We start from the raw sequence: 454 nt of genomic DNA, 5'->3' as shown, positions 1-454 counted from the left end.
GCAATCCGTCCGTATCGCCTGAGTTCAGCCTCACCGAGGAGCCCCTGTTTTCAATCTCGATTTATGCAACAACGCCCCTCGGGTACTTGAAACATACCCTCAAATGCCAGCAATCAAACATTTCTTAACATTAACTACTGAGATCGAAGCCGCCCATAAAAATCCCCGACTAGTGTCCTGCGTCAGAGATTCGCAGGCAAAATCGCCTGACGCTGGCGAGGATGTCGTCGGCGGACTTCGTCCACACGAAAGGCGTGGGGTTGGCGTTGTTGTTCAGGTCGAGGTATTGCTGGATGGCTTGCTCAAGTTGTCGGGTTGATCGATGCGTGCCGCGGCGGATGTATTGTTCCGTGATGGCTGCAAACCAGCGTTCCACCTGATTGATCCATGAGGCGGAGGTCGGCGTGAAATGAACATGGAAGCGCGGATGGCGAGCGAACCAAGCCTTGATCGA

1 pseudogene is annotated in these 454 nt (G+C 54.0%); it reads right to left on the bottom strand.

Annotated elements, in window-relative coordinates:
• Positions 1-169 precede the first annotated feature (169 nt).
• Positions 170-454: pseudogene (locus tag J8I34_RS34425) on the bottom strand (IS630 family transposase); the annotation flags it as partial.

Origin of the sequence: Cupriavidus phytohabitans (assembly GCF_017815025.1) — a bacterium.
Classification (GTDB): domain Bacteria; phylum Pseudomonadota; class Gammaproteobacteria; order Burkholderiales; family Burkholderiaceae; genus Cupriavidus.
Note: the sequence above shows the minus strand (reverse complement) of the source record. Positions and strands in the feature narration are given on the sequence as shown.